Raw genomic sequence first — 26,167 nt, forward strand, 5'->3', positions numbered from 1 at the left:
TCGCGCTGGGATATCCCCGCCTCCGTCATCACGGCGCGCAGCAATGCGGCCAGCCAGAGGGGGAGGGGCCATCGGGCCGGTGGACAGTGGCTGAACGCTTTCTTGACCGAAAGGCTTCCTTCCGGGCAGTGGGAGGGTGTGGCTGCAGCGAGGCGGCTCCACCAGAAGAACAGATAACCACTGAATCGGAGAATTCAAGTTGCCTACTATTGAACAGCTCGTCCGCAAGGGACGCAAGGCAAAGCCGAAGAAGTCCAAGACTTTGGCTCTTAAGGGCAGCCCGCTGCGCCGCGGCGTGTGCACCCGTGTCTATACGACCACCCCGAAGAAGCCGAACTCGGCGCTTCGCAAGGTCGCCCGTGTGCGCCTGTCCTCGGGCGTCGAAGTCACCGCCTACATCCCGGGCGAAGGCCACAACCTGCAGGAGCACTCCATCGTGCTCGTGCGCGGCGGCCGTGTGAAGGATCTGCCGGGCGTGCGCTACCACATCGTGCGTGGCGCGCTTGATACCCAGGGCGTCAAGGACCGCAAGCAGGGCCGTTCCCTGTATGGAGCAAAGAAGGCGAAGTAAGCAAAATGTCACGTAAAGGACCTTCCAAGAAACACCAGGTGCTGCCCGATCCGATCTACGGCTCGACCGTAGTGGCGCAGCTGATCAACAAGATCCTCCTCGACGGCAAGAAGTCGATCGCCGAAGACATCGTCTACTCGGCGCTCGATATGGTCAAGGAGAAGACGGACCAGGAGCCGGTGGCCGTGCTCAAGCGCGCCCTCGACAACATCCGCCCGTCCCTCGAGGTGCGTTCCCGCCGCGTCGGCGGCGCCACCTATCAGGTGCCTGTCGAAGTCAAGCCGGCCCGCGCGAACACGCTGTCGCTGCGCTGGCTGACCGATTTCTCCCGCGCCCGCCGCGAGAAGACGATGGCCGAGCGCCTCGCCAACGAAATCCTCGACGCCTCCAACGGTCTCGGCGCTTCCGTGAAGCGTCGCGAAGACACCCACAAGATGGCCGAAGCCAACAAGGCCTTCGCTCACTACCGCTGGTAATCAGCCGAGCCTAGAAAGTAAGGAAACCTCATGGCACAAGACGTGCTTACTGACCTCCACATGGTCCGCAACATCGGCATCATGGCCCACATCGATGCCGGCAAGACGACCACGACGGAACGTATCCTGTACTACACCGGCAAGAACTACAAGATCGGCGAGACGCACGACGGCGCCTCGACGATGGACTTCATGGCCCAGGAACAGGAACGCGGCATCACCATCCAGTCCGCCGCCACCACCTGCTTCTGGAACCGCCAGACCCACGACACCGGCGACAAGTACCAGATCAACATCATCGACACCCCGGGCCACGTCGACTTCACCGCCGAGGTGGAGCGTTCGCTGCGCGTGCTCGACGGCGCCGTTGCCGTGTTCGACGGCAAGGAAGGCGTGGAGCCGCAGTCCGAAACGGTGTGGCGCCAGGCCGACAAGTACGGCGTGCCGCGCATCTGCTTCATCAACAAGATGGACAAGCTCGGCGCCGACTTCTACTACTCCGTCGACACCATCAAGCAGAAGCTGGGCGCGACCCCGCTCGTCGTGCAGCTGCCGATCGGCGCCGAGAACGACTTCGCCGGCGTCGTGGACCTGATCCGCATGAAGGCCTACGTCTGGAACGACGTCAAGGACGACATGGGCGCCCACTACGACACCGTGGACATCCCGGACGACCTCAAGGACCGCGCTGAGGAATACCGTTCCCAGCTGCTCGACCAGGTCGCCGAGTCCGACGAAGAGCTGCTCGAGAAGTACCTCGAGAGCGGCGAGCTGAGCGAGGACGAGATCCGCGCCGGCATCCGCAAGCTCACGATCAACCGCGAGGCCTACCCGGTCCTGTGCGGCTCGGCCTTCAAGGACAAGGGCGTGCAGCCGATGCTGGACGCCGTCGTCGACTACCTGCCGAGCCCGGAAGACGTTCCGAGCATCAAGGGCTTCGACCCGAAGGACGAGTCCATCGAAATCGACCGCAAGCCTGATTTCGACGATCCGTTCTCGGCCCTCGTCTTCAAGATCTCGACCCACCCGTTCTACGGCAAGCTCGTGTTCGTGCGCGTCTACTCCGGCGTCGTCAAGCCGGGCGACACCGTGCTCGACTCGACGAAGGGCAAGAAGGAACGCGTCGGCAAGATCTTCCAGATGCACGCCGACAAGGAGAACCCGGTCGATTCCGCAGAAGCCGGCAACATCTACACGTTCGTCGGCCTGAAGAACGTCACCACCGGCGACACGCTGTGCGATGAGAAGGCCCCGATTTCGCTCGAGTCGATGACCTTCCCGGATCCGGTGATCGAGGTCGCCGTCGAGCCGAAGACCAAGGCCGACCAGGAGAAGATGAGCATCGCCCTGGCGAAGCTGTCCGACGAGGATCCGACCTTCCAGGTCAAGACCGACGAAGAGTCCGGCCAGACGCTGATCTCCGGCATGGGCGAGCTCCAGCTCGACATCATCGTCGACCGCATGCGCCGCGAGTTCAAGGTGGAGTGCAACGTCGGCAAGCCGCAGGTCGCCTACCGCGAGACGATCCGCAAGGCCGTCATGAACCAGGAATACACGCACAAGAAGCAGACCGGCGGTTCCGGCCAGTTCGCAAAGGTGCTCATGAACTTCGAGCCGCTCGACACCGAGTCCGGCGAAGTCTACGAGTTCGAGAACGAGGTCACCGGCGGCCACATCACGAAGGAATTCATTCCTTCGATCGATGCTGGCGTGCAGGAAGCCATGGAATCCGGCATCCTCGCCGGCTTCCCGGTGGTGGGCGTCAAGGCGACCGTCACCGACGGCCAGGTCCACGACGTCGATTCCTCGGAAATGGCGTTCAAGATCGCCGGCTCCATGTGCTTCAAGGAAGCCGCTCCGAAGGCCAAGCCGGTCATCCTCGAGCCGATCATGGCCGTGGAAGTCCGCACGCCGGAAGAGTACATGGGCGACGTGATGGGCGACCTCAACGCCCGCCGTGGCCAGATTCAGTCGATGAACGACGCCACCGGCGTCAAGGTCATCGACGCCAAGGTGCCGCTGAGCGAGATGTTCGGCTACATCGGCGACCTGCGTTCCAAGACGCAGGGCCGCGCAATGTTCACGATGCAGATGGACTCCTACGCCGAGGTCCCGAAGGCAGTGTCCGACGAGATCATCAAGGCCCAGCGCGGCGAGTGATAAATCTCCTCATTTCGGACTGGACAGTGTCCCCAGTCAACGCTAATATTCTGTAGCGTTGACTGGGTGCGCTTCGGTCCGGGTGGAGGAACCAAGAAACCCAGTAAAATGTAGCAAGTGCCTTGAGGCCATCAAGGCTTACTACGAGAACGTCCAGGAGGACAAATACATGGCAAAGGAAAAGTACGAGCGCACTAAGCCGCACGTTAACATCGGTACCATCGGCCACGTCGATCACGGCAAGACGACGCTGACTGCCGCCATCTCGAAGGTTCTGCACGAAGAGTACCCGGATGTCAACCCGGCCTACGACTTCAACCAGATCGACGCCGCTCCGGAAGAGCAGCAGCGCGGCATCACGATCAACATCGCCCACATCGAGTACCAGACCGAGAAGCGTCACTACGCTCACGTCGACTGCCCGGGCCACGCTGACTTCGTGAAGAACATGATCACCGGCGCTGCCCAGATGGATGGCGCTATCCTCGTTGTGGCCGCCACCGACGGCCCGATGGCCCAGACCCGCGAGCACGTGCTGCTCGCCCGCCAGGTGGGCGTGCCGAAGATCCTCGTCGCCCTGAACAAGTGCGACATGGTCGACGACGAAGAGCTCATCGAGCTTGTCGAAGAAGAGGTCCGCGACCTCCTCGACGAGAACGGCTTCGACCGCGACTGCCCGGTCGTGCACACCTCCGCCTACGGCGCCCTGCACGACGACGCTCCGGATCACGAGAAGTGGGTTGAGTCCGTCAAGGAACTCATGAACTACGTCGACGAGTACATCCCGACCCCGACGCACGATCTCGACAAGCCGTTCCTGATGCCGATCGAAGACGTCTTCACGATCTCCGGCCGTGGCACCGTGGTTACCGGCCGTGTTGAGCGTGGCCGCCTGCCGATCAACACCAACGTGGAGATCGTCGGCATCCGCCCGACCCAGAACACCACCGTCACCTCCATCGAGACCTTCCACAAGCAGATGGACGAGTGCGAGGCTGGCGACAACACCGGTCTGCTGCTCCGCGGCATCAACCGTACCGATGTCGAGCGTGGCCAGGTCGTGGCTGCTCCGGGCTCCGTGACTCCGCACACCAAGTTCGAAGGCGAAGTCTACGTCCTGACCAAGGATGAAGGCGGCCGTCACTCGCCGTTCTTCTCCAACTACCGTCCGCAGTTCTACTTCCGTACCACGGACGTCACCGGCGTCATCACGCTGCCGGAAGGCGTTGAAATGGTGCAGCCGGGCGATCACGCGACCTTCACGGTCGAGCTGATCCAGCCCATCGCCATGGAAGAGGGCCTGACCTTCGCTGTGCGTGAAGGCGGCCACACCGTCGGCTCAGGCCGTGTCACCAAGATCCTCGCCTGATTCCCCTCGAATCAGTCAGCAGATCTGACACGCTGAACTCGCGTAATGCTCCGCTCCCGGTTGGGGGCGGGGCTTTTCTGTTGGGTAGAATGGGAGGAAATGTCCAACGCGAGTCTGGGGGAAACATGGCGACGCAGGCAACCGAAGGCCATGACCGACGCAACGACTACCGCTCCACGCCGCTGTGGAACGAATCTCTGCCCATATCCGAACGCGTCGAATGGCTCCTGAACGAACTGACCATCGACGAAAAGCTCTCGCTGCTGGCCTCCAGCACGCCGGGGGTGCCGCGGCTGGGCATCGAGCCGTTCAATATCGGGGGAGAGGCGGCGCATGGCGTCGAAGCGCGCCATGACCAGGGCGCCGACGGCCCCGAACCCAATGGAAGCCTGCCGCACGCCGAATACACGACGTCGCTGCCGCAACCCATCGGCATGAGCGCTACGTGGGATGCCGACCTCATGGAACAGGCCGGCGCGCTCGTCGGCACCGAAGCGCGGGCGCTCTACCGGCGTAACCCAAGCGGCGGCCTGTGCCGCTGGACCCCCACCGTCGACCTCGAACGCGACCCGAGATGGGGGCGTACCGAGGAAGGGTATGGCGAAGACCCGGTGCTTACCGGCGTGCTGGCCGGAGCCTACGTGCGCGGGCTGCAGGGAGGCGGCCCGGAGGAAACCCGCGACCATCTGCGCGTCAGCGCCGCATTGAAGCATTTCTTCGCCAACAACGTCGAGGAAGGGCGCTGCGTCACGTCGTCGACGGTGGGTGCGCGCGACCGCAAGGAATACTACCTGGAGCCGTTCCGCCGCTGCATCCAGCACGATGGCGCCAGTTCGGTGATGATGGCGTACAACGCCGTCAACGGCACCGTCGAAATGCACGACGCCCGCGCGCGGGAACTGCTGCGCGGCGAAGACGGGCTCTACGGGCATGTCGTCAGCGACGGCGGCGCGATGCGGCTCGTGCGCGACGCGCGGGGCGACACCGCCACGCATGCGCAGACGGTGGCGCTGGCGCTCAAGGCCGGCGTCGACTGCATCGTCGACGACCCGGACCTCGTACGCGAAGCGGCGACCCAGGCCTATGAAGAGGGGCTCATCGACGTCGGGGACATCGACGCGGCGCTCAGGCATTCGTTCACGACGAAGCTGCGCCTCGGCCTGTTCGACGCGCGGCCGGTCAATCCGTTCGCGGCCGTGCGCGACGACGCCGTCAACAGCGCGGCCCATCGCCGCATAGCCAGGCAGCTGACGGACGAATCGCTCGTGCTCCTCAAGAACGACGGGCTGCTGCCGCTGCAGGTGCCCAGCACGGCTGACGGCGCGGCGCCGGAACGCATCGCCGTCTTGGGGCCGCTCGCGGACCGCTGGTACCGGGACTGGTACGGCGGCGAGCCGGACAGCCACGTGACGATAGCCGAAGGGGTGCGCAGGGCCGCGGGCGCCGACGCGGACGTCGTCGTCGACGATGCGCTGGACGTCGTGCTGCTGAAATTCGACGGGCGCTATGCCGCGCTCGGCAACGATGCGCGGCTGCGGGCTGTCGACGACGCGGCGAAGGCGGAACGCTTCCGCCTGCAGGATTGGGGCCATGGGGTGCTGACGTTCGTTTCCGAAACGACCGGCAAATACCTGACGGCGCTGGACGACGGCACGATCGGGGCCATCAAGGACATGCCGTTCGGCTGGTTCGTCAAGGAAACCTTCCATCGCAACGCCGCCGGCAACCTGTGCATCTACAGCGGCGTGCCGATATCGATCGGCGAAGATGGCGGCATCGTTGCCGCGGGCGGCACCGACCTCGCCTCGCAGCGCATCGGGGTGCCGCAGACCCATGGCTTCGGCACCGCCGCGAGCCAGGGCGCGATGCTGGAATTCGAAGTGGAGGAGTGGGGCATCGCGCGCGCCGAGCGGCTGGCGGCGGTCGCCGACGTCGCCATCGCGGCGGTCGGCTGCTGCCCGGTCATCAATGGCAAGGAGGACGAGGACCGGCATTCCACCGCGTTTCCGCCGTCCCAGCATGCGCTCGTGCGCAGGCTCGCCGCAGCGAACCCGAATACGGCGATGGTGCTCGTCGCCAACTATCCGTACGACATCGACTGGGAGGAGGAGCATGTGCCGGCCATCCTGCTGACGGCTTCGGGCTCGCAGTGCATGGGCGATGCCGTTGCCGACGCGCTGTTCGGCGCCGTCGCTCCCGCCGGCAGGCTGTCGATGACGTGGTATGGCGCCGGCGTCGAGCTGCCCGACAAGAACGACTACGACATGATCGGCGGCGGCCGCACGTACCAATGGCACCGCGGCCCCGTGCTCTACCCGTTCGGCCACGGCCTGACCTATGCGCCGTTTTCGTACGCGTTCCGGGCGCTGCCGAACGGCGGCCGGCACTTGAGCGCCGTCGTCGACCACACGGTGCGCGTGCCGGTCAAGATCGTCAACCGCGGCGACATGGCCAGCGACGCCGTCATCGAAGCCTACGTGCGCTATCCGCGCGAAGAGGGGGACGATCCGGTGGCGATGCCGGTGCGCCGCCTGGTCGGCTTCGTCCGCGAGCGGCAGGTCCAGCCGGGCGAGGAGCGCCGCCCCGTTCTCAAGATCCCGATGGAGAACCTGCGCATCTACGACGTGCGCCTGGGCGACTACCGCATTCCCGACGGCCGCTATGCGCTGGAAATCGGCGCGTCCAGCGGCGACATCCGCGCCAGGGTGCCGCTGGACGTCGACGGCGTGCCGCCGCAGCCGCGCCCGGTCAATGAATGGATCCGCATCGACCACTGGGACGACGCCTCCAACATCGCGCTGGTGCCGTCGGCGCCGATCATGGGGCAGCCGGCGGGGGCGGCCTGCGCGGCGACCGTCCTGCAGCATGGGCATCCCGGCACGATAACGTTCAGCGGCTTCGAGCCCACGGAACCGGGCCGGCGCGTGCGGCTCGCCGGCAGCAACTGCATGGTCGGCAGCCCGGTGCATCTGCGCGTGGGCCGCAACGACATCGTGGCGGATGGAGAAGGCGCGTTCCCGCTGCCCGAATGGACGACGTCCTTCACGCTCGTGCTGTGCGGACAGGCGCAGGTTTCCGGCATCCGCGTCGACTAGCGCACGTTCCCGTCCTGAGGCAAAAGATTTCGGGCCCCGCGAGCGTATGCCGCGGGGCCCGTCGCTATCGCGACGCTGCGGAGTTGCCGCTGCGCCTGCGGTCCTGCTGTGGTTTGCGTTCCTACTTTGGTTTGCGTTCCTACTTGGCGAGGGAGGGGGAGGCGGCTTCGGCGGCCAGCTCCTCAAGCCCTTCGAGCGTGCGCCGTGCGCTTTGCGTGGGCTTGAGCAGGCGGTCGAGGCCCATCTGCAGGTAGCCGAACGCCATGAACGCCACCAGCAGGATGGCGATCCAGCGCGCTACGCCGGCCAGCCCAAGCGTATCGAGATTGAGGAAGAAGTAGGGGTAGATGTTCGGCGCGTCCGGATTGAACCCGAGCAGCGCCGCGCGCGTATAGATATAGACGAGGAAGAGCAGCGGGAAGACGGCCGACAGCAGCGGCCACGTCCAGCGGGCGACCTGATGGCGGTAGAAGAGGATCCAGTCGGCGGCGAACATCAGCGGCAGCACCGTATGGAACAGGATGCAGGTGACCGTTACGTTCTGCGCCGGCGAACGGTCGGGCTGGTTGGCCAGCAGGAAGTTGAACACCAGGCAGGTCAGCAGGATGGCGGTGACGGACACGAATTTCAGGCGCGGCGCCGTCTGGACGAAGCCGTCCTCCTTGCGGCGCGCGGTATGCACGAGTTCGGCCACCATGACGCCGATGCACAGGTAGTTCGACAGGTTCGTGAAGTACGTATACCACACGGCATCGTACTGGTATTCGTACAGCCCGAAGCTGCCGACGATGCCGACGACGCCGAGCGCCACGTACATGCTCTGCAGCATCAGCTGCGCGGTACGGTTGGTGAACATGCTGCTCCCTTCGAAAACAGGCCGGGGTTTGGTCAGGTCCCCAATCTAGCGCAACGAAGGCGCGAAGGCATTGGACCTTTCCACAAAATCCATGGAAATGATTGGACGGGGCGCCACTGTAGGGCGGGTATGGCATAATGGCGAAGGCTTAATCTAGGCTTGCGAAGCGTTGGAACGGCGCACGGCGCCGTCTCGAAGCTCGAATCTAATGGAATAGGTGAAAAAGTTGGCACAGACTACTAACGACATCAAGAACGGCTCCATCCTGAACCTCGACGGACAGCTGTGGCAGGTCCTGAAGTTCCAGCACGTCAAGCCGGGCAAGGGCCCCGCTTTCGTGCGCACGACGATCAAGAACGTGCTGAGCGGCAAGATCGTCGACAAGACGTTCAACGCCGGCATGAAGATGGAGTTCGAGACGGTGGACAACCGCACGCTCCAGTACTCCTACGAAGACGGCGACAACTACGTGTTCATGGACATGACCACCTACGACCAGATCATGATCCCGCAGTCGCTGGTGGGCGACCAGTCGAAGTTCCTGCTCGAAGGCACCGACTGCATCGTCTCCTTCCATGACGGCACCCCGCTGTCGGTGGAGCTGCCGGCGTCCGTCGTGCTGACGATCACCCACACCGAGCCGGGCCTGCAGGGCAACCGCTCGAACGCCGGCACGAAGCCGGCCACCGTCGAGACGGGCGCCGAGATCCAGGTCCCGCTGTTCATCGGCGAGGGCGAAAAGGTGAAGGTCAACACCGCCGACGGCTCCTACCTGGGCCGCGAAAACTGATCCGTGGCCGTTTCCGGCGCCGCAAGGCGCCGGAGTGCTATGGTGGTCAACGACATCCATCCTGGGAAAGGAAACCGAAGCTTCCATGTCACGTTCCACTGCCCGCAAGAGGGCTTTGAATACGTTGTACGAAGCGGATGAGAAGGGGCAGGACATCCTGTCCCTTCTTGATGAGCGCATCGCCGAACCGGGCGCCCAGACCCCGCTTCCCGCATACGCCATCGATATCGTGCGGGGCGTCGCCGACCACCGCAAGGAGATTGACGACCTGCTCAACCGCCATTCGACGGGCTGGAAGGTCTGGCGCATGCACGTGCTCGACCGCAACATCCTGCGCATCGCCGCATGGGAAATCATGTACAACGACGACGTGCCCGACAAGGTCGCCATCGATGAGGCGCTGAATCTTTCGAAGACGCTATGCGACGATGATTCCCCCGCCTTCATCCATGGACTGCTCAGCGCCGTGTGCGCAGAGCGCAAGCCCGAAACGCCCCAGAAGCCGGATTCGCCCGGCAAGCCGGAAGGGACGCCGGAGGGCTGACCGGCCGTTTCAATGCGTTTGGCCGGGTCGCTTTCCAAACCGGCCGCAAGATTGATTTTTATGGAAAATGAACCTTGGAGAATGGGGGTTTGGGTGAGCCAGAACGACTCGGCTACCGCGCAATACACTGCCGACGATGCGGTGCTTCTTCTGGAAGACGGGCAGGTGTACGTCGGCGAACCGTACGGAGCGACGGGCGCCACCACCGGCGAAATCGTGTTTTCCACGGCGATGACGGGCTATCAGGAAACGCTGACCGATCCGAGCTATGACCGCCAGATCGTCGTGCAGACCTTCCCGCACATCGGCAATACCGGCGTCAACGGCGAGGATAGCGAATCGGAGCGCATCTGGGTCGCCGGCTACGTCGTGCGCGATCCCAGCCGCACCGTCAGCAACTGGCGCGCGACCGGCAGCCTTGACGACGAGCTCGTCGCCCAGGGCATCGTCGGCATCGGCGGCGTCGATACCCGCAAGCTGGTGCGCCACCTGCGTTCGGCGGGCGTGATGCGCGCCGGCATCTTCTCCGGCGCCGCGCTGGTGGACGAGGACGGCTCGCTCAAGCCGCTCGAAGCGCTTGCCGCCCAGGTCGCCGGTACTCCCCAGATGAAGGGCATGAGCCTGTACGACGAGGTGAGCACCGACGAGGCCTACGTCATCGAGCCTTCCGGCGCATTCGAAGGCAAGGAGCCGCTGTTCACCGTCGCCGCCATCGACCTTGGCATCAAGGGCATGACGCCGGCGCGCATGGCCGAACGCGGCTGCCGCGTGCATGTGCTGCCCTCCTCCACGACGTTCGAGCAGATCGAGGCGCTCAATCCGGACGGCGTGTTCTTCTCGAACGGCCCGGGCGACCCGGAGCAGGCCGACGGCGAAGTCGCGCTGCTGCGCCAGGTGCTCGATGCCGGCTACCCGTTCTTCGGCATCTGCTTCGGCAACCAGCTGCTGGGCCGCGCGCTCGGCTTCGGCACCTACAAGCTCAAGTTCGGCCACCGCGGCGTCAACCAGCCCGTGCAGGACCTGACCACCGGCAAGGTGGAGGTCACGGCCCACAACCACGGCTTCGCCGTCGACGCGCCGCTGGGCGCGCCCGTCGACGCCCCGTACGGCGGCGGCAAGTACGGCAAGGTGTTCGTCAGCCATGTCGACCTCAACGACGACGTCGTCGAAGGGCTGCAGTGCGTGGACATCCCGGCCTTCTCGGTGCAGTACCACCCGGAAGCCGCCGCGGGCCCGCACGACGCTGCCTATCTCTTCGACCGCTTCAACGAACTCATGGCGACGCGCAAGCCCATCGCCACCAACGCCAAGGAGGACAACGCGCATGCCTAAGCGCAACGACATCAAGTCCGTCATGGTCATCGGCTCCGGCCCGATCGTCATCGGACAGGCCGCCGAATTCGACTACTCCGGAACGCAGGCGTGCCGCGTGCTGCGCGAGGAAGGCATCCGCGTCATCCTCGTCAACTCCAATCCGGCCACGATCATGACCGATCCGGAAATGGCCGACGCCACCTACATCGAGCCGATCTCCACCGACATCCTCGAGCAGATCATCGCCAAGGAACGCCCCGACGCGCTGCTGCCGACGCTGGGCGGCCAGACGGCCCTCAACGCCGCGATGGCGCTGGGCGAGGCGGGCGTGCTCGACAAGTACGGCGTCGAGCTGATCGGCGCTTCGCTGGAAGCCATCGACCGCGGCGAGGACCGCGAGATGTTCAAGGAAGTCGTCGAGGCGGCAGGCGCCGAATCGGCCCGCAGCGACATCGCGCACACGCTCGAGGAAGCGGACGCGATCGCCGAGCGCTTCGGCTTCCCGATCGTCGTGCGACCCAGCTTCACGATGGGCGGCCTGGGTTCCGGCATCGCCCACGATACCGAAGAGCTGCACCGCATCGCCGGCGCCGGCCTGCACTACTCGCCGACCGACGAGGTGCTCATCGAAGAGGGCATTGAAGGCTGGAAGGAATACGAGCTCGAGCTCATGCGCGACCGCAACGACAACGTCGTGGTCGTCTGCCCGATCGAGAACGTCGACCCGGTCGGCGTGCACACCGGCGATTCGATCACCGTGGCCCCGGCGTTCACGCTCACCGACCGCGAGTACCAGAAGCTGCGCGACATCGGCATCGCCATCATCCGCGGCGTGGGGGTCGATACCGGCGGGTGCAACATCCAGTTCGCCGTGCATCCGGAAACCGGCCGCATCATCGTCATCGAAATGAACCCGCGCGTTTCGCGCTCCTCGGCCTTGGCTTCCAAGGCCACCGGCTTCCCGATCGCCAAGATCGCCACGAAGCTGGCGCTGGGCTACACGCTCGACGAAATCCGCAACGACATCACGCAGTCGACGCCGGCCAGCTTCGAGCCGACGATCGACTACGTCGTCACCAAGGTGCCGCGCTTCGCGTTCGAGAAGTTCCCGGGCGCCGACCTGAAGCTGACGACGTCGATGAAGTCCGTCGGCGAGGCGATGGCGCTGGGCGGCAACTTCACCGAATCGCTCGGCAAGGCGATGCGTTCGATCGACAAGCGCCACATGAACTTCAGCTGGGACGGCGAAGCGCCGGACCGCGCCGAAGTCGAGCGGCTGCTCGAGGCGATGAAGGAACCGACCGAACAGCGCTACCTGCAGATCATGCGCGCGCTGTGGGGCGGCGCCACCGAGCAGGAGATCTTCGAGGCGACGAAGATCGACCCGTGGTTCGTCGAACAGCTGGCGCACATCAACGCCGTGGCGATGGAGGTCAAGGCGGCCGAAACGCTGTCCGCGAAGCTGCTCAAGAAGGCGAAGCTCGCCGGGCTCTCCGACGTGCAGGTCGCGCACCTGCGCGGCCTGGGCGACGCCGGCGAGAACACCATCCGCGAGCTGCGCTGGAACTACGGGCTGCACCCGGTGTACAAGACCGTCGACACCTGCGCCGCCGAATTCGACGCGGCCACCCCGTACTACTACTCCTGCTACGCCGACGAAACCGAACTGCGCCCGCGAGAACGCGAAGCCGTCATCATCCTCGGCTCCGGCCCGAACCGCATCGGCCAGGGCATCGAGTTCGACTACACCTGCGTGCATGCGGTGCAGGAGCTTGGCAAGGACTATGACACGATCATGGTCAACTGCAACCCCGAAACCGTCTCGACCGACTACGACATGTCCGACCGGCTCTATTTCGAGCCGCTGACGTTCGAGGACGTGCTGGAGATCTACGAAGCGGAAAAGAAGATGGGTCCCGTCAAGGGCGTCATCGTCCAGCTCGGCGGCCAGACGCCGCTGTCGCTGGCCGCGCGCCTCAAGGCGGCCGGCGTGCCGATTCTCGGCACCAGCCCCGAATCGATCGACCTGGCCGAGAACCGCGAGCTGTTCGGCGAGGTGCTGCGCCAGGAGAAGCTCAACGCCCCGCGCTTCGGCACCGCCCTGAGCCTCGAGGAGGCCCTCGAAGCCGCCCACTCCATCGGCTACCCGGTGCTCGTGCGCCCCAGCTACGTGCTCGGCGGCCGCGGCATGGAGATCGTCTACGACGACGCGCAGCTCGAGAAGTACGTCAACCGCGCGCTGGAGGAAGCGCAGGCCGACACCGTGGTGTCCGGGCGGCTGCCTTCGCCGCTGCTGATCGACAAGTTCCTGCAGGACGCCATCGAAATCGACGTCGATGCGCTGTTCGACGGCGAGGAACTGTACATCGGCGGCATCATGGAGCACATCGAGGAGGCCGGCGTGCATTCCGGCGACGCCGCCTGCGCGCTGCCGCCGAGCACGCTGTCCGACGACCAGATCCGCCGCCTGCGCGAGGCGACCTACGCGATCGCCAAGGGCTGCGGGGTGCAGGGCCTGATCAACGTGCAGTACGCGTTCATGGCGAACACGCTCTACGTCATCGAAGCCAACCCGCGCGCCTCGCGCACCGTGCCGTTCGCCTCGAAGGCCACCGGCGTGGCGCTGGCGAAGGCCGCGGCGCGCATCATGGCGGGGGAGACGATCGAGCAGCAGCGCGCCAACGGCCTGCTGCTGCCGCACGGCGACGGTGCGGACATCCGCGGCGGCCAGCAGGTGGCCATCAAGGAATCGGTGCTGCCGTTCAAGCGCTTCCGCACGCCGGTCGGCAAGACGGTCGACATCCTGCTGGGGCCCGAAATGCGCTCCACCGGCGAGGTGATGGGCTTCGACCGCGATTTCCCGCACGCGTTCGCCAAGAGCCAGCTGGCAGCCTACGACGGCGGCCTGCCGACCAGCGGCAACGTGTTCATTTCGGTCAACGACACCGACAAGAAGCAGCTGCCGCTGTTCGCCGTGCGCCTCGTTGAGCTCGGCTTCAAGCTGTGGGCGACCGAAGGCACCGCTTCGGTGCTCGCCCGCTACGGCATCGATGCGAAGATCGTGGACAAGATTACCGGCCGGCTTGATTCCGATCCGGACAGCCCGGTGACGGTCGAGCATGCCCCCGGCAGCGTCGGCAAGAACGTCGTCGAGCTGATCGAGGACGGCACGATCGACATGATCCTCAACACGCCGAATTCGCGTGGCTCGCGTTCCGACGGCTATTCGATCCGCGCCGCGGCGATCGCGGCCGACCTGCCGCATTTCACGACGATGACCGAGTTCTCCGCCGTGCTGATGGCCATCGAGGCCGTCAAGCGCCATGACTACCAGATCATGAGCATCCAGGAGCATTCGAAGCTCCTCTTCGAGTCCGAAGCCAAGTAAGGCCCGGACCGTCCTGAGGCGCCCCGTTCGCTGCCGGCGTGCAGCGCACGGGGCGCCTGTCTTTCATCGCGGCCGTGGTACCTTGGCTTGTAGGACCAAACGACGAAACGAGGTGGACGATGGATGCGAAAACCCGCGTCGGACGCGAGTTGCAGATCAAGCGCAACGAATTCGGGCTGCGCCTGGGCAATTCGATGAAGCATTTCGGGCCGCTCTGCGTCGGCATCGACCCGCACCGCAACCTGCTGCTCGACTGGGGCTACAACGTGGACGCGCAGGGCGCCGAACTGTATTCGATGCGCATGCTGCAGGCGGCCAACGGGCGCGCAGCCGCCGTCAAGTTCCAGCTTTCGATGTTCGAACGCTACGGCTCAAAGGGCTTCGCCGCGCTGGAACGGGTGCTCTACGCCGCCAAACAGATGGGCATCATCACGATCGTCGACTGCCTGCATGGCGGCCTGCCGACGACGATTTCCGCCTTTGCGGACGCCTACTTCAAGCCGAGGGCGCCGTTGCGCGCCGACGCCATCACGCTGCTGCCGTATTACGGCGCGCGCTCCCTGGCCGGGCTGATCGACGAGGCGCTCGACAATGAACGCGGCGTGTTCATCGCGTCGCTGACGTCCAACGAAGAGGGCGCCAGCCTGCAGACGGCCATCCGCCAGTCCGGGGAATACCGCGGGCGGACGGTGGCGTACGGCATCGCACACATGGCGCAACGCTACAACGAAGCGGCCGCGCCGAATCTTGGTTCAGTCGGCCTGATCATCGGCGCGACGATCGGCGAATGGATGCAGGACAGCGACGTGGCGCCGTCGACGTTTACCGGGCCGATCCTGTCGCCGGGGTACGGCTGGCAGGGAGCGGAGGCGGACGACCTCAAGCAGGTGTTCCGCGGCACGAACGGCAACGTGCTGGTCACCGTCTCCCGCGCCATCGCCAAGCACGGGCCCGATATCTCCGCGCTGGTACAGGCCACCGAAGCGGTGGCGCTCGACGTACGCAAGGCGCTGATGGAAGTCTCGCTCGAACCGCGCTAGCTTCTTCGCGGCGCCGAGCTACGCTAGGGGAGTCGATACGCCCTGAACGAAACGAGGATTGCAGCCATGAACGATGCCGCAACGCAAGCGAAACCCACCGCCCAGTGCAAGGCAGCCGGAACGGCGGCGTCGCCCAGGGGGCGCCTGCTTGTGCTGACCGGGCCGACTGCCGTAGGCAAGGGAACCGTCGAGGCGGCCCTGAAGGCCGCACACCCGCAGATCTGGGTGTCGGTGTCCGCCACGACCCGCGCCCCGCGGCCGGGCGAGGAAAACGGCGTCACCTACTGGTTCATGGACGAAAGCGAGTTCACGGCGAAGGAAGAGGCCGGGGAGTTCCTGGAGACCGCGCTCGTGCACGGCATGGCCCATTACGGCACGCCGCTGGCGCCGGTGCGGGAGCACCTGGCGGCAGGCGTGCCCACCATTCTGGAAATCGACTTGCAGGGGGCGCGGCGCGTCAAGCAGCGCGCGCAGGAACTCGGCCTCGAAGTCGTCTACGTGTTTCTGGCGCCGCCGAGCTTCGAGGAGCTCAAGCGGCGGCTGGTGGGACGCGGCACCGAAACGCCCGAGCAGCAGGCGAAGCGCCTGGAAACGGCGAAGGTAGAGCTGGCGGCCGAAAGCGAATTCGACGTCACCGTCGTCAACAACGACGTCGACCAGGCGGCCAGCGACCTGTGGAACATCATCGCCGCGGAATACGGGCTGTAGGGGGCAGGGCTGCCTGACCACCGCGAAGCCGCGTCCGTCGGCCAGCCTGGACGGCTCATCGCAGCCTTCCTTGCGTCATTATCGTCATTATTCGTCTTCCTTGCCTGATGAAACGGATGGCCAAAACCGGCAGCAAGCGGCAAACCCAGGCGTTGGCGTTTAACGTGAAAAGGGGCTCCCGGATGTGCCGGGAGCCCCTTCGCCCTTCTTCTGTGCGGATGCGCAGCGACGTACCTTGGTACCTTGCGCTGCGTGCGCCTTTACGCCAGGCCGCTGAGGCGGTCGATCAGCTCCGGGTCGCGGGTGGCGCCCTTGTCGGCCGAACGGGCGAAGGCGGCGAACGCCTTGAGTGCCTGGGACACCTGGCGGTCGCGGTGCGCCACGTAGCCGTCACCGGCCTCGAGTTCGGCGCGGCGCGCCTCAAGTTCCTCGTCGGTGAGCTTGACGTTGATCGTGCGGTTCGGGATGTCGATCTGGATGATGTCGCCGTCCTTGACGAGCGCGATCGGGCCCTTGTTCGCGGCTTCGGGCGCGACGTGGCCAATCGACAGGCCGGAGGAGCCGCCCGAATAGCGGCCGTCGGTAATCAGCGCGACTTCCTTGCCGATGCCCTTGCCCTTGACGAACGAGGTGGGGTAGAGCATTTCCTGCATGCCCGGACCGCCCTTGGGGCCTTCATAGCGGATGATGAGCGCCTGGCCCGGCTTGAGCGTGTCGTTGAGGATGACCTCGATGGCCTGTTCCTGCGATTCGACGACCAGCGCCGGCCCTTCGAATTCCCAGATCTCGCGCGGCACGCCGGCCGTCTTGACCACGCAGCCGTCGGGGGCCAGGTTGCCGCGCAGCACGGCCAGGCCGCCTTCGGTCACGGCAGGATGATCGATGTCGTGGATGGCGCCTTCCTGGCGGTCCGTGTCGAGCGAGTCGAACTTCGTGTTGTGCGTCCACGGCTCGGGGGAGACGATGTGGCCTGGCGCGTCCAGGAACATGTCCTTCGCCTCGGCGGTGCACGTCTCGCGCATGATGTCCCAGTCGGCGAGCTTGGCTTCCAGGCTCGGGTAGTCGATGGAATGCACGTTGCGGTGCAGCTTGCCGGCGCGGTCGAGTTCGCCGAGGATGCCGGTGATGCCGCCGGCGCGGTGCACGTCGGAAATCTCCCACGGGCCGGACGGCGAGGCCTTGCAGATGCACGGCACCGTGTGGGAAATGCGCTCGATGTCGTCGAGCGTGAAGTCGACGTCGGCGCTCTGCGCCATGGCGAGGATGTGCAGCACGGTGTTCGTCGAGCCGCCCATCGCGACGTCCATCGTCATTGCGTTCTCGAACGCCTCCTTCGTGGCGATCGAACGCGGCAGCACCGAAGCGTCGTCTTCGTCGTAGTAGCGGTTTGCGATTTCGACGGCCGTCTTCGCGGCGCGTTCAAACAGCCGCTTGCGGTCTTCGTGGGACGCCAGGATCGTGCCGTTGCCCGGCAGCGCCAGGCCGATGGCCTCGGTGAGGCAGTTCATCGAATTGGCGGTGAACATGCCGGCGCACGAACCGCAGGTGGGGCACACCGTCTTCTCGTAGGCGAGTAGATCCTCGTCGCTCATCGAGTCGTCGGCGGACGCGTACATGACGTCGATCAGGTCGGTGTTTTCCTTGACGGTGCCGTCGGGCAGGACCGTCGTGCCGGCCTCCATCGGGCCGCCGGAGACGAACACCGTCGGGACGTTCAGGCGAAGCGCGGCCATCAGCATGCCCGGGGTGATCTTGTCGCAGTTGGAAATGCAGATCAGCGCGTCGGCGCAGTGGGCGTTGACCTGGTATTCGACAGTGTCGGCGATGATCTCGCGGCTCGGCAGCGAATACAGCATGCCGGTGTGGCCCATGGCGATGCCGTCGTCGACGGCCATCGTGTTGAACTCGCGCGGGATGCCGCCGGCCTTCTTGACGGCTTCGGACACCAGCCGCCCGACCTTGTTGAGATGCACGTGGCCCGGCACGAACTCATCGAACGAATTCGCAATCGCAATGATCGGCTTGCCGAAATCGTTCCCGTCGACGCCGGCCGCGCGGTAGAGCGCTCGGGCTCCGGCGAAGATTCTTCCATTCATCAGTTTCGCAGATCGCTTTTCCATAGAATCCATTCAACCCAAAAATCCTTCCGCTGCCGAGTTCAGGCCACATTGTGGCCACGAAAATGACCGTCGAGCGGGCGCGATAGACTGGCATTTTTGGAAAAGGATTTCCTCACCGCGACTTTTCAGATTGGGAGAACGACTATGGCAAACGCCACTGAACCCACTCAATTCGGCACCGAACCCACCCCGACCGGCCTGGCGGACCCGCCGATCGACGACCTGATGGAGCATGCCGACTCCAAGTACGCGCTGGCCATTTTCGCCGCCAAGCGCGCGCGCCAGATCAACTCCTACTTCACGCAGCTCAACGAAGGCCTGCTGCAGAACGTCGGGCCGCTGGTCGAATACCAGAACCAGGAGAAGCCGCTGTCGATTGCGTTCCGCGAAATCAACGAGGGCCTGCTCGAGGAAACCCTCGGCGACGACGACCTCACCGAAGGCAATTAATTAAATGAAAAATGGGGAGAGGGCACGGCCAGCGCCGTGCCCTCTCCCTTTTTGATGGTTTGCTGTCCAGACTTTTGGCGGGGGGAGCCTACTGGACAGAATCAATGGTTTGCTGGAACTGCCCAGCACATCAAAATGGCTTGATTCCAAGGGTTGCGAATCGAGCGCCGTATGCGTCGCTGTCCAGTGGCGTCCTCGGCCGGAAACTCTGGACGCATGGGCATCTCTTTTGATAGGGTGAAGCCGTTTACGTGAATGATTGAGAGCGCACTCTGCTCCGGAAGAAGGAATGATGGCCGAACTTAGATTGATTTCCGCCGAATCGGTGACGGAAGGGCATCCCGATAAGGTCTGCGACCAGATTTCCGACGCGATTCTCGACGACATGCTCGCGCAGGATCCGCATTCGCACGTGGCCGTCGAGACGTGCGCGACCAAGGGCCAGTTCTTCGTGTTCGGCGAGGTGACCAGCGAAGGCTATTCCGACATCCAGAACATCGTGCGCTCCGTGGTGCGCAATATCGGCTATACGAGCTCCGACATCGGGCTGGATGCCGATTCGTGCGGCGTCGTCGTGTCGATCTGCGAGCAGAGCCCCGAAATCAACCAGGGCGTCGACCGGCTGGGCCGCGAAGGGGAGAGCGCCGCTTCGCGCGAGGAGCGCTATGAAGCGCAGGGCGCGGGCGACCAGGGCGTCATGTTCGGCTACGCGACCGACGAGACCGACGCCTACATGCCGCTGCCCATCCACCTGGCTCACCGGCTGGCGCAGCGGCTTACCGACGTGCGCAAGAGCGGGGAAGTGCCGGGGCTGCGTCCCGATGGCAAGACGCAGGTGACGATCGAATACGACGAAGACGACCGCCCGGTGCGCCTTGATACCGTGCTCGTCTCGACCCAGCATGATCCGGACGTCGACCAGGAAACGCTGCGCCGCGAGCTCAAGGAGCACGTCATCGACCCGGTGCTCGCCGAAACGCTCGACCCGTCCATCGACGTCGACGGCTACCGGCTGCTCGTCAACCCGACCGGTTCGTTCGTGCTGGGCGGCCCGGCGGCCGACGCCGGCCTGACCGGCCGCAAGATCATCGTCGACACCTATGGCGGCGCGGCGCACCATGGCGGCGGCGCGTTCTCCGGCAAGGACCCGAGCAAGGTGGACCGTTCTGCCGCCTACGCCGCCCGCTGGGTGGCCAAGAACATCGTGGCTGCGGGGCTGGCCCACAAGGTGGAGGTCCAGATTGCCTACGCCATCGGCGTGGCCGACCCGGTCAGTGTCAACGTCGAGACGTACGGCACGGAGATTGGCGTGACTCGCGAGCAGATCCAGCACGCCGTGCGCGAGGTGTTCGACCTGCGCCCGGCCGCCATCGTCGACGAACTCGACCTGCTGCGGCCGATTTATGCCGCCACCGCGGCCTACGGCCATTTCGGCCGCGAAGGCGAAGGCTTCACCTGGGAGCGGCTCAACCGCGTCGACGCGCTGAAGCAGGCCGTCGGGCGCTAGATGGAGGCCACGCAGCCCACGTTCGACGGCATGGCGCCCCGCCGACGCCGCAAGGCGCCGGCGAAAGCCGCGCGCCAGAAGCCGGCGGCCGATCTGCCCGTCGCCCGCGTCGTGCTCGACGTTCAGGCGCCGCATTTAGGGCAGCCTTTCGACTATTTCGTCGACGACAAGCAGGCGCAGGCAGCCCAGCCGGGCACGCTGGTACGCGTGCGCTTCGGCGGCCAGCGCGTCAACGGCATCGTATGGGGCCGTTGCCAGGCCAGCGATACGCCGGATGAGGCGATGCGCTTCATCGAACGCGTCGTCAGCCCGGAAATCCTCGTGCCGGCCTCGATGCGCAGCGACATCGCCGCCATCGCCGACGCGTTCGGCGGCACCTGCGCCAATATCCTGCGCGTAGCCGTCCCTCCGCGCGTCGCATGGGTCGAGCAGGCCCAGCAGGCCAGCGAACCGATGGAAGCGAACCGCGACGCGCGCATGGCGCTGCTGGCCCAGCGCGTCGAAGGCGATGCGCAGGCGTTGGCGGACCGGATGGAGGGCGGCGCGAATCTCATTGCCGCATTGCGCCAGCGTGAAGGCGAGCGGCGGTTCGAGGCGTTCGCCGCCGACGCCTTTCCCGGCGCCGGCGCATGGCAGCGTGACCTGGCCACCATGCTGGCTACAGCACTGGGCCACGGACGGCAGGCGCTGGCGGTGCTGCCGGGCATGCGTGAAACATGGGACCTGGTCCGCGAGCTCGAACGGCTCGGGCTGCGCCTGTTCTCGCCGGCAGAGGAGAGGCCTGGCAGCGTGGCCCCAGCGAATGGCGAGAGGCCACGCGATGCGGAACGCGTGCCCTACTTCGGCGACGTCGCCGTGCTCAGCGCCTCGATGTCGCCGGCCGAACGCTACCGCGCGTATCTGGCGGTGTCGCGGGGCCACGTGCGCTGCGTGGTCGGCACCCGCGCGGCCATGTACGCCCCGGTGGAAGGCGAAGCGCTGTTCGCCGTCGTCGACGACATCGCCTACCAGCAGGCGGACGGCATGGCGCCGTACGCCAACGCCCGCGGCGTCCTGCGGCTGCGCGCGCGCAACCACAACGGCTTGTTCGTCGCCTATGGCGACGTGCGCAGCCCGCTGAGCCAGTGGGAAACGGGCGGCGGCCATGCCGTCGAAACGTCGGTGTCGGGGCTGTCGACGTCGGTGCATCCCTCCGGCGCCGCGCTGAAAGGGGCCATGCCGGCCGTGCGATGGCTCAACCGCGACGAGCTCAACCGCCTCGCCGACCCCAGCATCGGATCGCGCGTGCCGCACACCGCCGTGCGCGTGCTGTCGAAGGCGCTGGAAACCGGGCCGGTGCTGCTGTCCATCCCCTCGGACGGCATCAGCGAATCGCTCAGCTGCGCGTCCTGCCTGGCGCAGGCGAGGTGCATGAAATGCAGCGGGCCGCTCGAGCGGCTGCAGGGCGACGGCACGGCCCGGTGCCAGTGGTGCGGCGTCACCGCTGCCAGCTGGACATGCCGCCATTGCGGCGGCGAACGGCTGCGCGTCATCCGCGTGGGCGCCGCCGGGACCATCGAACAGCTCCAGGGGCTGTTCCGGCATGTGCCGATGGTGGTGTCGAGCCCCCATCAGCCGCAGGGCGTCATCGAATGGATCTCCGATGCGCCGGTCATCGTCGTGGCCACCCCCGGTGCCGAACCGCATGTGCGTTCCAGCGGCGACGCGGCGCAGGGCTCCTACCAGGCCACCGCCATCCTCGACGCATGGACCAGCCTGTACATGCGCGGCATCGACGCGCGCGAGGACGCGCTGGCATCGTGGATGCGGGTCGTGCGCCAGACCGCGCCGCGCGCACAGGGGGGAACGGCGCTGCTCATCGGCGAAAGCGACCCCGTGCTGGCGCGCTCGCTGATGCTGTGGGACAGCCGCCTGCTGGCCGAGCGGGAAAACGCGGAACGCGCCGAAACGGGCCTGCCGCCTTCCGTTGGCGCCGCATGCGTATGGGGACGGCGCGACGCCGTGTCCGAAACGCTCGAGCGCATCGGCGTCATGCCGGGCGGCGAATGGGACGTCGTGGAGGCGCCGTGCGGCGAAGTTCCGGCCGTGCTTGGCCCGGTGCCGATTGCGCTGCCGAAAACCATCGACGCGCGCGAGCTGGAAAGCATGGGCGACCGCGTCAAGGCCGTTGTGCGCGTCGGCCACGCGCGCCGCGACGAGCTCGCGCTGCGCCTGCGCACCGAGCTGGCGCGCCATGCCGCCCGCAGGAACACCGGCGAGCTGCGGTTCCAGATGGATCCGAAGGATCTCATGTAGATTGCCGGCGCCGGAACCGCCGCTTTGATAGTGTGGAGCTGGCCGCATGACAGGAACCATGCAACGAAAGGGGAGCGGATGGAACGCAACGTCATCATAGCCGAGGGGAACGCAGCCGCCGCTGCCGGACGCCCCATTGAAAACGTCATCTTCGATTTCGGCAACGTGCTGGTTGGCTGGGATCCGCAGGCGCCGCTGCGGGGCCGCTATTCGCCGGCGTTCATCGCCGATTTCTTCGACAACGAGGTTTCGGGCACGTACACCGCATTCGACATGGCGGACCGCGGCATGCCGCTCGACGACGTGCACCGCTATGTGGAGGAGCATAGCGGGCGCCGCTGGGCCGAGGCGATGCGCTACTACCATGAGCATTTCGACGAATCGCTGCGCGGCGTCGTGCCGGGCGCCCGGCTGCTCGTCGAGCAGCTTCGCCAGGCCGGCATCGGCGTATGGGGCCTGTCCAACTGGGACGTCGAGACGTTCCCGGAAGCCGAGAAGGCCTACCCGATCCTCTCCAGCCTCGACGGGCGCGTCGTCTCCGGCTTCGTCGGCATGATCAAGCCGCACCGCGACATCTACGAGAAGGCGCTGGACCAGTTCGGCATCGCGGCGGCGACGGCGCTGTTCGTCGACGACAAGGCCGTCAACGTCGCCGGGGCGAACGAGGCCGGCATCCGCGGTCTGCAGTTCAGCGAGCCCGAGGCGCTGCGGCACGCGCTGGTCGAAGCCGGCGTGCCGTTGCCCGAGCCGCTCTACTAGCCGGACGGATCAGCCGCTCCGGACCACCCCGCCGGCGTGGGGCCGTCAAGCGCCGGAAACCTGCCGCGTTTCGCTTACCGGCGGATAAGGCGCCGGGGCCAAGGGACGCCCGAGTCTAGACTGTCAGCTGGGACCAGGGCCGGGCAGCCAGCCTGGCCGATGCATAGGGAGGATAACGAGGATGCTGCGCGTGTTGTTCGCGGGCACGCCCGAAGTGGCGGTGCCGTCGTTGAAGAAGATTGCCAGGGATACCGACCATTTCGAGGTCGTCGCCGTGCTGACGCGGCCGGACGCCCCCACCGGCCGGGGCCGCAAGCTGGTGCCCAGCCCCGTCAAGCAGGCGGCGCTCGAGCTGGGGCTGCCGGTCATCGAATCCGACCCGCACGAGGATACGTTCGTATCGGAGCTCAAGGCGACCGGCGCGCAGGCGGCCGCCGTCGTCGCCTATGGCAAGATCCTGCGCGAACCGGTGCTGGACGCGTTGCCGCTGGGATGGTACAACCTGCATTTCTCGCTGCTGCCGGAGTGGCGCGGCGCGGCCCCGGTGCAGCGGGCGATCTGGGCCGGCGACACGCTCACCGGCGCCACGGTGTTCCGCATCACGCGCGGCATGGACAGCGGCCCGATCCTTGCGCAGTCGACGGTGCAGATCGGCGCGCATGAAACGGCCGGCGAACTGCTCGCGCGGCTCGCCGACGACGGCGCGCAGCTGCTGGCCGCCGCGCTGGAAGGCATGGCCGAAGGCCAGATTACGCCGGTGCCGCAGGCGGCGGGTTCCTACCAGATTGCGGCCAAGATCAGCGTCGAGGACGCCCACGTACGCTGGGACGTTCCGGATTTCGCCGTCGACCGCCAGATTCGCGCCTGCACGCCGAATCCCGGCGCATGGTGCCATCTGGAAAGCGACGGGGAAAGCGAAGCCGAGGCGCCGACGCTGCACATCCTGCGCGGGCGGACGCTGGCCGCCGAAGACGAGGCCGAATTCAGCCGCCAGCTGGCGCAGGCGGGGCTGGGCGCACGCCTGGAGCCCGGGCGCCTGCTGGTCACCAAGCGCCATGTGTGGGCCGGCACGAAGAGCGGCCCGTACGAACTCGAACAGGTCAAGGCGCAGGGCAAGAAGGCGATGGCCGCGGCAGACTGGGCTCGTGGAGCGCGCCTGACAGGTAGCGAACGCCTAGCGTAGCATCGGCAAGACGAGGCCGAGATTGCGTTCGGTGATTTCGTGCGGGGCCTGCGCCCGCACGGCCGGCTTCGCGCAGAACGCGATGCCGAGGCCGGCTGCGTGGATCATCGGCAGGTCGTTGGCTCCGTCGCCGACGGCCACGGTCTGCCGCATCGGCACGCCGGCGTCCTGCGCCCAGCGCATGAGCGATTCCAGCTTGACGTCCTTCGTGACGATCGGGCCGTCCAGGCGCCCCGTCAGCGCCCCGTCGCGCGTTTGCAGGCGGTTGGCGATCCAGTAGTCGAGCCCGGCGTCGCGCGCCAGCAGGTCCACCACTTCGTGGAAGCCGCCGGAGACGACGCCCACCTTCCAGCCGTGCCGGTGCAGCGTGTCGATGAGGCGGTGCGCGCCGGGGGTGAAGGTAACCGATTCGTAGACGCGGCGGAATACCGATACGGGGAGCCCCTCCAGCAGCGCGACGCGCTCGGCGAGGGCCTGCGCGAAGTCCAGTTCGCCGTTCATGGCGCGGCGCGTGATGTCGCAGATCTGGGGGCCGGCGCCGGCTGCGTTCCCGAGCTCGTCGATGACCTCCTGGTCGATCAGCGTCGAATCGACGTCCATGACGAGCAGGCCCGGTTCTTCAAGCGTCGGGGCCGGCTGGGGACAGGAGGCCGCGGCGTTCTCGTCAAGACCTTGCAAAGCTTGTGCGCACATGCTTTTGATTGTGTGTAAACGTTGGGACAATAAGGGCATGCGACTTTCCCTGATTGCGGCGCAAGCCGCCAACGAAGCGCCGCTGCAGTGCGCGACCGGCAGCGACGGACTGATCGGCATGATGACCTCCTGGCTGCTTGGCCTGATGGAAACGGTCGGCGGCGTAGGCGTCGCGCTTGCCATCGCCATGGAATCGATCTTCCCGCCCATCCCCAGCGAAATCATCCTCCCGCTGGCCGGATTCACGGCGGCGCGCGGCTCGATGAGCCTGCCTGAAGCGGTGCTGTGGGCGACGATGGGCTCGCTGCTCGGCGCCTGGGCGCTCTACGGCATCGCCCGCTGGTTCGGGCTGCACCGCATCCACCGCGCCGTCGACCGCATTCCCGGAGTGGCGCGCAAGGACGTCGACAAGGCCAACGAGTGGTTTACCCGGTATGGCCGGTGGTCCGTGCTGTTCGGACGCGTCATTCCCGTCGTGCGGTCCCTCATTTCGATTCCCGCCGGCTTCAACGGCATGAACTTCGCGTCGTTCTCGCTGTTCACGTTCATCGGCTCCGCCGTGTGGAACACGGTGCTCGTGTCGGCCGGATACGTGCTGGGCGACCAGTGGTGTTCGGTGCTTGGCGTGCTCAACGTGTTCGAAGACGTCGTCATCGCCATCTTCCTCATCCTCATCGTCATCGCCGTGGTGCGCTGGGTGCGCCGCATCGCCAGGCAGCGCTCGATGACGAAAGCCGACTGACGCCGCTTCGCTTTTGCAAACTCGAAGGCCGCCTCCTAAAGTAAGGGGAGCGGCCTTCACGCTTGCACGGCAAGCCGGTTGGCCCGATCCGGTGCGACAGGAAGGCC

General features: G+C 66.0%; 20 protein-coding genes. 17 read left to right on the forward strand and 3 right to left on the reverse strand.

All coding sequences use genetic code 11. The features are described from left to right. Window positions 1-199 precede the first annotated feature (199 nt). The 5 genes from rpsL to AC1AXT_RS03330 all read left to right on the forward strand — a co-directional run bounded on the left by rpsL (window position 200) and on the right by AC1AXT_RS03330 (window position 7,671). Window positions 200-571 carry a 30S ribosomal protein S12 gene (rpsL, locus tag AC1AXT_RS03310; RefSeq protein ID WP_006294990.1) on the forward strand — a complete coding sequence of 124 codons (372 nt, stop codon included), beginning with the start codon at window positions 200-202 and terminating at the stop codon, window positions 569-571. A gap of 5 nt (window positions 572-576) precedes the next feature. Beyond that, window positions 577-1,047: a 30S ribosomal protein S7 gene (rpsG, locus tag AC1AXT_RS03315; protein ID WP_476539137.1), complete on the forward strand. Its 471-nt coding sequence runs from the start codon at window positions 577-579 to the stop codon at window positions 1,045-1,047. A gap of 30 nt (window positions 1,048-1,077) precedes the next feature. Beyond that, window positions 1,078-3,207, forward strand: coding sequence for an elongation factor G (gene fusA / locus AC1AXT_RS03320; protein WP_476539139.1), 2,130 nt, complete (start codon window positions 1,078-1,080; stop codon window positions 3,205-3,207). A gap of 169 nt (window positions 3,208-3,376) precedes the next feature. After that, window positions 3,377-4,576, forward strand: a complete 1,200-nt coding sequence (gene tuf, locus AC1AXT_RS03325) for an elongation factor Tu (RefSeq protein WP_476539141.1) — start codon at window positions 3,377-3,379, stop codon at window positions 4,574-4,576. 125 nt (window positions 4,577-4,701) lie between these two features. Then, window positions 4,702-7,671, forward strand: coding sequence for a glycoside hydrolase family 3 C-terminal domain-containing protein (locus tag AC1AXT_RS03330; protein WP_476539143.1), 2,970 nt, complete (start codon window positions 4,702-4,704; stop codon window positions 7,669-7,671). Window positions 7,672-7,810: 139 nt separating this feature from the next. Here the strand turns inward: AC1AXT_RS03330 and AC1AXT_RS03335 are convergent, their stop codons facing one another. Further along, window positions 7,811-8,527, reverse strand: coding sequence for a Pr6Pr family membrane protein (locus AC1AXT_RS03335; RefSeq protein WP_476539145.1), 717 nt, complete (start codon window positions 8,525-8,527; stop codon window positions 7,811-7,813). A gap of 226 nt (window positions 8,528-8,753) precedes the next feature. Between AC1AXT_RS03335 and efp the strand changes: the two genes are divergently transcribed. The 6 genes from efp (at window position 8,754) to gmk (ending at window position 16,311) form a co-directional block, all read left to right on the forward strand. Beyond that, window positions 8,754-9,317, forward strand: coding sequence for an elongation factor P (gene efp / locus AC1AXT_RS03340; protein ID WP_476539146.1), 564 nt, complete (start codon window positions 8,754-8,756; stop codon window positions 9,315-9,317). A gap of 85 nt (window positions 9,318-9,402) precedes the next feature. Beyond that, window positions 9,403-9,861: a transcription antitermination factor NusB gene (gene nusB, locus AC1AXT_RS03345; protein ID WP_476539148.1), complete on the forward strand. Its 459-nt coding sequence runs from the start codon at window positions 9,403-9,405 to the stop codon at window positions 9,859-9,861. Window positions 9,862-9,954: 93 nt separating this feature from the next. Further along, on the forward strand, window positions 9,955-11,193 hold the full coding sequence (gene carA, locus AC1AXT_RS03350; RefSeq protein WP_476539150.1) for a glutamine-hydrolyzing carbamoyl-phosphate synthase small subunit: 1,239 nt from the start codon (window positions 9,955-9,957) through the stop codon (window positions 11,191-11,193). Beyond that, window positions 11,186-14,563: a carbamoyl-phosphate synthase large subunit gene (carB, locus tag AC1AXT_RS03355; RefSeq protein ID WP_476539152.1), complete on the forward strand. Its 3,378-nt coding sequence runs from the start codon at window positions 11,186-11,188 to the stop codon at window positions 14,561-14,563. Before carA ends, carB begins: the two co-directional genes overlap by 8 nt. 119 nt (window positions 14,564-14,682) lie before the next feature. Continuing rightward, a complete protein-coding gene (gene pyrF / locus AC1AXT_RS03360; protein WP_476539154.1) occupies window positions 14,683-15,603 on the forward strand; it encodes an orotidine-5'-phosphate decarboxylase in 921 nt (306 codons plus the stop codon). A 57-nt stretch (window positions 15,604-15,660) separates the two neighbouring features. Then, complete coding sequence (gene gmk / locus AC1AXT_RS03365) at window positions 15,661-16,311, forward strand: guanylate kinase (RefSeq protein ID WP_476540453.1); 651 nt, start codon at window positions 15,661-15,663, stop codon at window positions 16,309-16,311. 260 nt (window positions 16,312-16,571) lie between these two features. On the opposite strand, the gene ilvD is transcribed toward gmk, so the two are convergent. Next, window positions 16,572-18,431: a dihydroxy-acid dehydratase gene (ilvD, locus tag AC1AXT_RS03370; RefSeq protein WP_476539156.1), complete on the reverse strand. Its 1,860-nt coding sequence runs from the start codon at window positions 18,429-18,431 to the stop codon at window positions 16,572-16,574. Window positions 18,432-18,575: 144 nt separating this feature from the next. Between ilvD and rpoZ the strand changes: the two genes are divergently transcribed. The 5 genes from rpoZ to fmt all read left to right on the forward strand — a co-directional run bounded on the left by rpoZ (window position 18,576) and on the right by fmt (window position 24,625). Continuing rightward, on the forward strand, window positions 18,576-18,881 hold the full coding sequence (gene rpoZ, locus AC1AXT_RS03375; protein WP_476539158.1) for a DNA-directed RNA polymerase subunit omega: 306 nt from the start codon (window positions 18,576-18,578) through the stop codon (window positions 18,879-18,881). Between the two features lie 292 nt (window positions 18,882-19,173). Further along, entirely contained in the window at window positions 19,174-20,388 is a 1,215-nt protein-coding gene (gene metK / locus AC1AXT_RS03380; RefSeq protein WP_476539160.1) for a methionine adenosyltransferase, read from the forward strand. Continuing rightward, window positions 20,389-22,683 (forward strand): primosomal protein N' family DNA-binding protein, encoded by a 2,295-nt coding sequence (locus AC1AXT_RS03385; RefSeq protein ID WP_476539162.1) that lies wholly within the window; start codon window positions 20,389-20,391, stop codon window positions 22,681-22,683. A gap of 78 nt (window positions 22,684-22,761) precedes the next feature. After that, complete coding sequence (locus AC1AXT_RS03390; RefSeq protein ID WP_476539164.1) at window positions 22,762-23,442, forward strand: HAD family hydrolase; 681 nt, start codon at window positions 22,762-22,764, stop codon at window positions 23,440-23,442. A gap of 181 nt (window positions 23,443-23,623) precedes the next feature. Continuing rightward, window positions 23,624-24,625, forward strand: a complete 1,002-nt coding sequence (fmt, locus tag AC1AXT_RS03395) for a methionyl-tRNA formyltransferase (protein ID WP_476539166.1) — start codon at window positions 23,624-23,626, stop codon at window positions 24,623-24,625. On the opposite strand, the gene serB is transcribed toward fmt, so the two are convergent. Continuing rightward, the gene (serB, locus tag AC1AXT_RS03400) at window positions 24,617-25,318 is read right to left on the reverse strand and encodes a phosphoserine phosphatase SerB (protein WP_476539168.1); all 702 of its coding nucleotides are present in this window, start codon (window positions 25,316-25,318) and stop codon (window positions 24,617-24,619) included. The genes fmt and serB overlap by 9 nt on opposite strands. 121 nt (window positions 25,319-25,439) lie before the next feature. Between serB and AC1AXT_RS03405 the strand changes: the two genes are divergently transcribed. Further along, window positions 25,440-26,060, forward strand: coding sequence for a DedA family protein (locus tag AC1AXT_RS03405; protein WP_476540454.1), 621 nt, complete (start codon window positions 25,440-25,442; stop codon window positions 26,058-26,060). Window positions 26,061-26,167: the final 107 nt, after the last annotated feature.

This window comes from Bifidobacterium sp. LH_450 (assembly GCF_056356715.1).

Bases quoted from the DNA above. Each gene is read 5' to 3' on its own strand.
- rpsG (WP_476539137.1), top strand. From the start codon at position 577: ATGTCACGTAAAGGACCTTCCAAGAAACACCAGGTGCTGCCCGATCCG.
- nusB (WP_476539148.1), top strand. From the start codon at position 9,403: ATGTCACGTTCCACTGCCCGCAAGAGGGCTTTGAATACGTTGTACGAA.
- tuf (WP_476539141.1), top strand. From the start codon at position 3,377: ATGGCAAAGGAAAAGTACGAGCGCACTAAGCCGCACGTTAACATCGGT.
- AC1AXT_RS03385 (WP_476539162.1), top strand. From the start codon at position 20,389: ATGGAGGCCACGCAGCCCACGTTCGACGGCATGGCGCCCCGCCGACGC.
- pyrF (WP_476539154.1), top strand. From the start codon at position 14,683: ATGGATGCGAAAACCCGCGTCGGACGCGAGTTGCAGATCAAGCGCAAC.
- AC1AXT_RS03335 (WP_476539145.1), bottom strand. From the start codon at position 8,527: ATGTTCACCAACCGTACCGCGCAGCTGATGCTGCAGAGCATGTACGTG.
- fmt (WP_476539166.1), top strand. From the start codon at position 23,624: ATGCTGCGCGTGTTGTTCGCGGGCACGCCCGAAGTGGCGGTGCCGTCG.
- metK (WP_476539160.1), top strand. From the start codon at position 19,174: ATGGCCGAACTTAGATTGATTTCCGCCGAATCGGTGACGGAAGGGCAT.
- AC1AXT_RS03405 (WP_476540454.1), top strand. From the start codon at position 25,440: ATGACCTCCTGGCTGCTTGGCCTGATGGAAACGGTCGGCGGCGTAGGC.
- ilvD (WP_476539156.1), bottom strand. From the start codon at position 18,431: ATGGAAAAGCGATCTGCGAAACTGATGAATGGAAGAATCTTCGCCGGA.
- AC1AXT_RS03390 (WP_476539164.1), top strand. From the start codon at position 22,762: ATGGAACGCAACGTCATCATAGCCGAGGGGAACGCAGCCGCCGCTGCC.
- rpoZ (WP_476539158.1), top strand. From the start codon at position 18,576: ATGGCAAACGCCACTGAACCCACTCAATTCGGCACCGAACCCACCCCG.
- AC1AXT_RS03330 (WP_476539143.1), top strand. From the start codon at position 4,702: ATGGCGACGCAGGCAACCGAAGGCCATGACCGACGCAACGACTACCGC.
- fusA (WP_476539139.1), top strand. From the start codon at position 1,078: ATGGCACAAGACGTGCTTACTGACCTCCACATGGTCCGCAACATCGGC.
- carB (WP_476539152.1), top strand. From the start codon at position 11,186: ATGCCTAAGCGCAACGACATCAAGTCCGTCATGGTCATCGGCTCCGGC.
- serB (WP_476539168.1), bottom strand. From the start codon at position 25,318: ATGTGCGCACAAGCTTTGCAAGGTCTTGACGAGAACGCCGCGGCCTCC.